The 6,201-nt window shown below is 73.2% G+C and carries 3 protein-coding genes and 1 pseudogene; 3 read left to right on the top strand and 1 reads right to left on the bottom strand.

What is annotated here, in order from left to right; all coding sequences use genetic code 11:
• Positions 1–1,649: pseudogene (locus NS354_RS09550) on the bottom strand (hypothetical protein); the annotation flags it as partial.
• Between the two features lie 255 nt (positions 1,650–1,904).
• Between NS354_RS09550 and NS354_RS09545 the strand changes: the two are divergent.
• The 3 genes from NS354_RS09545 to NS354_RS09535 all read left to right on the top strand — a co-directional run bounded on the left by NS354_RS09545 (position 1,905) and on the right by NS354_RS09535 (position 6,187).
• Positions 1,905–3,920 carry a hypothetical protein gene (locus NS354_RS09545; RefSeq protein WP_058594282.1) on the top strand — a complete coding sequence of 672 codons (2,016 nt, stop codon included), beginning with the start codon at positions 1,905–1,907 and terminating at the stop codon, positions 3,918–3,920.
• A gap of 90 nt (positions 3,921–4,010) precedes the next feature.
• Positions 4,011–4,982, top strand: coding sequence for a tetratricopeptide repeat protein (locus NS354_RS09540; RefSeq protein ID WP_058594281.1), 972 nt, complete (start codon positions 4,011–4,013; stop codon positions 4,980–4,982).
• Between the two features lie 11 nt (positions 4,983–4,993).
• The gene (locus NS354_RS09535; RefSeq protein WP_058594280.1) at positions 4,994–6,187 is read left to right on the top strand and encodes a cysteine desulfurase family protein; all 1,194 of its coding nucleotides are present in this window, start codon (positions 4,994–4,996) and stop codon (positions 6,185–6,187) included.
• Positions 6,188–6,201 lie beyond the last annotated feature (14 nt).

Genomic DNA, 6,201 nt, shown 5'->3' with positions numbered 1-6,201 from the left:
TCGTGCGCCTCGCGCTCGCCCGAGATCGCCGTGCGGTGAGCCTCCAGCTCGTCGGCGATGCGCGCCTCATGCGCGCTGCGCTCCGCAGCGATCGCGGCTTCGTGCTCGGCGCGCTCCGTCGAGATCGAGGTCTCATGGGCGTCGCGCTCCTGGGCGAGGCGCGAGACATGGGCGGCGAGCTCGTCCGAGAGCCGTACCTCTTGCCGCTGCCGCTCGTCGGCGAGGCGCGTCTCCTGGGCGGTGCGCTCCTCCTCGAGTGCGTCGTCGTGCGTCGCTCGCTCCTGCTGCAGCCGGGCGTCGTGCTCGGCGCGCTCGGTGGCGATGCTCGTGTCGTGCTCGGCGCGCTCGCGGGCGATGGTGTCGCGGTGCTCGGCGAGCTCGGCGGCGATCGCCGCGTCGTGCGCGTCGCGCTCCTGCGACAGGGATGCGCGTTGCGCGGCCGTCTCTCCGGCGAGCAGTTGATCGTGATCCTCGCGCTGCGCTGCGAGCTGGGCGTCGAGGCGCGCCGCTGCGGCTGCGCGGTCCTCCGCAGCCAGGGCGTCCTCGCGCTCCCGCTCCCGCTCGGCCTGAGCTGCGCGCGTCGTCAGCTCCTGATCGAGCGCCTCGCGGTCGCGCGCAATGCCCGCCTCGTGCTCGGCGCGCTCCTGCGCAATGCGATCGGTGTGCGTCTGCAGCTCGGCGCGCAGGCGCCGGTCGTGCGCGTCGCGCTCCTGCTGCAGGGCGGTGTCGTGCTCGGCGCGTTCCTGGGCGATGCGCCCGCGCAGTGTCTCGACCTCCGTCGTGAGGGCTCGCCGCTGGGCGTCGATATGCGCCTCGAGCGTGCGCTGCTGCTCCGTGTAGCGCTCTTCGAGTTCAGCCTCTTCGCGCTGGCGCCGCGCCTCGAACTCGGCGCGGGCGCGTTCGCCCTCCTGCACGAGGCGCGCCCGCTCGAGCTCCGCCTCCCGCTCGTTCTCGGCGCGCTGGCGCTCGAAGGCCTCCGCCTGCCTCTCGGTCTGCGCGCGCAGTTCGTTCGCGGCGGCGCGGGACTCGGCGGTGAGGCGCTCCGCCTCGGCCTCGGCGGCGGCGATCGCGGCCTGGGCGTCACGGTGGGCGGTCTCACGTTCGGCGAGCGCCTCGCGCTCGGCGCTGCTGCGCGTCAGCTCGGCTTCGCGCCGCGCCTCGTCGAGCAGTCGGTCGCGTTCCGCGTTCGCCTCGGCGCTCTGCGTCGCGACGTCGTTGCGCGCTCCGGTGAGGATGATCTCGGCCTGCTCGGAGGCGGAGGTGAGGAGTGCATCGGCGCGCTGCTGCGCCTGCGTCAGCACGCGGCGGCTCTCCTCCTCAGAGGATCGGCGCAGCTTCTCGGCGTCGAGGTCCGCCTGCGCCATCAACCGCTGCGCGTGATCCTCGGCGACCTGGAGGCTCTTCTCGACGCGGAGGCCGAGACCCGAGTAGCCCGAGGCGCCGAGCTCGGCGACCTGCTCCTGCAGATCCGCGATCAGCTGCCGCTGCTCGTTCCCGACCTGCGCGGCCTGCTGATGGGCCTGCTGCAGCGACTCGAGGTGGGATTGCAGCGTCGCGATGTGGCCGGTGAGCGCGCTGACTCGTTCGTCGACCTCTTCGCGGTTGTAACCGCGGAACGCGGGTGAGAACTGCTGGGCTGGTTCGGACACGGGCCCTCCGGTAACTGAAAGTCGTCGCGCACCCACGGGCCGCGACGAGAACACGATTGCCCCCAACGATAGCGTAACGGACTGAGCGGGCCGGGGGAGCGCTCCCGCTCCCGAGGTCGCTCGGAACGGCCCGAAATCGGCGTCTTCATGTCACACCCGGGAAGCTCCGGTACCGTGGGAGGTCGAAGAATCGTGTCCGGGTGCCGGGGCTCCCGCCGCTCGCTCCCGGACCGACGCGAAAGTAGAGGAGATCCCGTGCGACATGCGCTTGCGATCGCAGTGCTCGTGCTGTCCGGAGTGCTACTGCTCCTCGGGCTCGGGCAGCGCACCTTTCTCGCCGGCCCCGCCGAGATCAGTCTGCCGGTCGACACCCAGTCGGAGGCGGCGTTCGCCGTCGTGGACGGAGCGGAGTTCGCCAAACTGCCCGGGCAGGCGAACGTCGTGGTGCAGGGCGCCGATGCGTTCGTCGCGACGGCGATGACTCGCGACGTGGATGCCTGGCTGGAGCCGTTCCCGCACGCCGAGCTCACCGTCGATCAGCGTCAGGAGCGGCTGCTGACGGCGCTGATCCCCGGTGCTCCGGTGGACGCCCCTCCCGCGGGCTCCGCTTCGGAGCCGACCGACGCCGCGGCGGGCCTCGACCCCCGCGGCAGCGATCTCTGGCTCGACTCGCGCTACATCGACGGCGTCGGCGATGCGGCGTCGGAGACGGAGACGGAGACGCTGCGCGTGCCGGTATCGATCGCCGTCGACCAGTCGGTGCTCATCGCGACCAACGGCACCGATCCGATTCCGAGCGAGTTGACCCTCGTGTGGGCGCAGGATCGCAGCACGCCGTGGGCCGGACCCCTGCTCGCAGCGGGAGGACTGCTCGCCGTCGTCGGCGCGGTGCTCTACCTGCTCGCCATCGACCACGATCGCCGCGGCCTCGGCCCGCGCCGCGGGCGTCGCGGGCCCCTGCAGGGTCTGCGCAACGCATTCGCACGGCCGAACGGCCGGAATCGCCGCGCATCAGCGCCGGTCGACTCCGGCGCGGCCACCGCACCCCGAGGAGACCGCATGTCCGCCACGAGGCACGACCGATCGTCGAACGACCGAGGGGGAGCGCGCGCGATGCGCATCGGGCGCCGGGCGCGCCGAGCGATCCCGGTGCTCGGGATCGCCACGGTGCTCGGTCTCACCGGCTGCTCGGCCGAGTACTGGCCGCAGGTGGGGCCGAAGCAGGTGGAGGAGACGCCGACCGCGCAGCCGTCGTCGATCGCTCCGGTGCCCGTCACCGAGGCGCAGCTGCACCGAATCGTCGAGCAGATCTCCGCCGCGGCGAATCGCGGGGACGACGAGCTCGACGCCGCGGCCCTCGAGGAGCGCTTCGTCGACGACGCGCTCGCCCAGCGCACGGCGAACTATCAGATCCGCTCCGCGGTGCCCGATTACGCGGTGGTGCCGCCGCGGATCACCGACGAGGAGCTGGACTACGCGCTGGTGCAGAGCACCGAGTCGTGGCCGCGCACCGCGTTCATCACGGTGGCGTCGGAGTCGGGCAAGACCGATGCCGACGCCGCGGCGGACGGCACCGCCGATGGGTCCGAGGATGCGAGCGCGGCGGAGGACGAGGCCGCTTCCGGTGCAGACGCAGCGGAGCAGCAGACATCGCCCTCGCTCGCCCTGATCCTGACCCAGCAGTCGCCGCAGGAGAACTTCGAGGTCTCGCGGGTCATCGCTCTGCGCGGCGGTATCTCGATGCCGCAGGCTGCGCCGGCCGAGGACGGAACGGCGCTGCTCTCCAACGACATCGAGACGCTCGTGCTCCCGCCGGGGCAGGTCGGCGACGCCTACGCCGCGCTGCTGCAGAACGGCACGGAGGCTCCGGAGGCCGATCTGTTCGATCTCGAGAGCGACACGCTGCTCGAGAACTACGGTCGGGCGCGCGCCGCCGCTGCGCAGCAGCAGTCGGACGACAAGGATCAGACCATGAAGTACAGCGCGACCGCGCGCCAGGGCGACACGCCCGCCGTCGCCCTCTCCACGGGCGCCGGGGGAGCGCTCGTCGCGACGACGGTGATCGACGAGCAGATCGTCGATGCCGCCGGCGGCCGCTTCAAGCCGCAAGCGCAGGGCGCCATCACGGCCCTGTCCGGGCTCGAGGGCGAGCAGGAGCGGCTCGTGCAGCAGGTCGCCCACCAGATGCTCTTCTTCGTCCCCAGCAAGTCGGACGGCGCGAAGATCGAGCTGCTCGGCGTGACGAGCGAGCTCGTCGGCGTCTCCAACTGATTCCCCAGCACCCCGTCGGCGCAGCGGCGCGGTCGAGCGTCTCGCCCGCCGCGAAGCCGTGACCAACGACCACGAGAGAGGACCCGACCGATGAGTCAGCAGATCCCGGAGCGCATTCCCGGTGGAGGGGTGGACCTCAGCCACCTCGCAGCGCGAGCCGCATCCCCGCAGCCCGGCGCCGCAGCGCCGTCGGCGAGCGGTGCTCCCGGAGCTCAGGGGGCGCCGGTCGTCGACGTGCCGTCCCTCGTGCTCGACGTGACCGACGAGACCTTCGAGCAGGCCGCGCAGCTCTCGAGCGTCGTTCCCGTCGTCGCGCTGCTGTGGTCCACGCGGAGCGAGCCGTCGGCGGCGCTCGGAGCGGTGCTCGAGCGGGTCACGCGCGACCTCGACGGACGCGTGCTCCTGGCGCGGATCGATGCCGACGGCAATCCGGGGCTCGCCCAGGCGTTCCAGGCGCAAGCGGTTCCGACGGTCGTCGCGCTCGTCGGGGGTCGGCCCGTGCCGTTGTTCCAGGGCCCCGTCCCGGAGGAGCAGGTGCGGGAGTTCTTCGGCCAGCTGCTGCAGTTGGCGGAGCAGCACGGCGTCGCGGGCCGGGTGCACGCCCCCGATGGGGGCGCCGATGCGAGCGACGCCCCGGCCGAGCCCGAGATCCCCGCGGCGCACCTCGCCGCGATCGAGGCGGCGGAGCGCGGCGACTACGCTCAGGCGATCTCGGAGTGGGAGGCGGTGCTGACCCGCTCCCCGGCGGACGCCGACGCGCGGGCGGCGCTCGTGCAGGTGAAGCTGCTGCACCGTCTGCAGGGGCTCACCGCCGATGAGATCCGCAGCGGCGCAGCCGCGGCCCCGACCGACATCGAGGCGCAGCTCCGCGTCGCGGATCTCGACGTGTCGGGCGGGCACGTGGAGGATGCGTTCCTCCGCCTGCTCGACCTCTTCGCGGCGGAGGACGCCGATGGCCGTGCCGTGATCCGCGAGCGCCTGCTCGAGCTGTTCGAGGTCGTCGGCGTCGGCGATCCTCGTGTGGCCGCGGCGCGCGGCCGACTCGCGAACCTCCTCTACTGAGCGGTGCACCGATGATGGTCGGCGGGAACGCGTATCTCGACCATGCCGCGACCTCGCCGATGCCCGACGCCGTGCTCGACGCCTACGTCGAGGCGCTGCGCACCGTCGGCAACCCCGCGTCGACGCACGGCCACGGGCAGCGGGCGAGCCAGGTGCTCGAGTCGGCGCGCGACCGGGTCGCCCGGCTCGTCGGGTGCGATCACGCCGAGCTCATCTTCACGGCGGGCGGCACGGAGTCGATCAACCTCGCGCTGAAGGGGCTCTACTGGTCGCGCCGACGGGCCGGTGCGGGCCCGGTCGTGCTGGTGGCCGCGGGCGAGCACCATGCGACGGTGGAGGCGGCGGAGTGGTTGCGCGACACTCAGGACGCGGAGCTGGTCTGGGTGCCGATCGACGAGCGGGGGCTGCTCGCGCCCGATGCACTCGCCGCCGCGATCGACGAGGCCGGCGCCGATCGGATCGCCGTCGTCTCGTTCCTCTGGGCGAACAACGAGGTCGGCACCGTGCAGCCCGTCCGCGAGCTGTGCCGGATCGCCGCCGAGCACGGCATTCCGGCGCACGTCGACGCGGTGTCCGCGCTCGGCCAGGTGCCGATCGACTTCGCCGAGTCCGGCGCCGCCGCGCTCAGCCTCTCGGCGCACAAGGTCGGCGGTCCGGTGGGCGTGGGCGCGCTGGTGCTCGGTCGCAGGGTCACGGCCGACGCGCTGCTGCACGGAGGCAGCCAGCAGCGGTCGCGATCCGGCACCCAGGACGTCGCCGGCGCAGTGGCCTTCGCCGCCGCCCTCGCACTCGTGCTGGACGAGGACGGCCGCCCGCGGGCGAGCACGATCGAGCACGTCGAGTCCCTGCGCGAGCGCCTCATCTCCGGCGTGCGCGCGGCCGATCCCTCCGCGGTGCTCCGCGGTGCGCCCCTCGGCCCCGGGCGACTCCCCGGAAACGCGCACTTCACCTTCCCCGGGTGCCAGGGGGACTCGCTGGTCTTCCTGCTCGACGCCGCGGGCGTCTCCGTCTCGGTGGGGTCGGCCTGCCAGGCGGGCGTCGCGGAGATCTCGCACGTGCTGCTCGCGATGGGCGTCGCGCCGGATGAGGCGGCCGGAGCGCTGCGATTCACCCTCGGGCACGCGACTCGCCCCGCCGAGGTGGATGCCCTCGTGCGGGCGCTCCCGGGGGCGGTGCGCGCGGCGCGAGCGGCCGGGCTGAGCTGATGCCGTCCGCTGCA

It is taken from the genome of Leucobacter chromiiresistens, from assembly GCF_001477055.1.
In the GTDB taxonomy this organism is placed as follows: Bacteria; Actinomycetota; Actinomycetes; order Actinomycetales; family Microbacteriaceae; genus Leucobacter; species Leucobacter chromiiresistens_A.
This window is presented reverse-complemented; position numbering and strand designations above follow the sequence as displayed.

Coding starts and splice junctions, on each gene's coding strand:
- NS354_RS09540 (WP_058594281.1), top strand. CDS start 4,011: ATGAGTCAGCAGATCCCGGAGCGCATTCCCGGTGGAGGGGTGGACCTC.
- NS354_RS09535 (WP_058594280.1), top strand. CDS start 4,994: ATGATGGTCGGCGGGAACGCGTATCTCGACCATGCCGCGACCTCGCCG.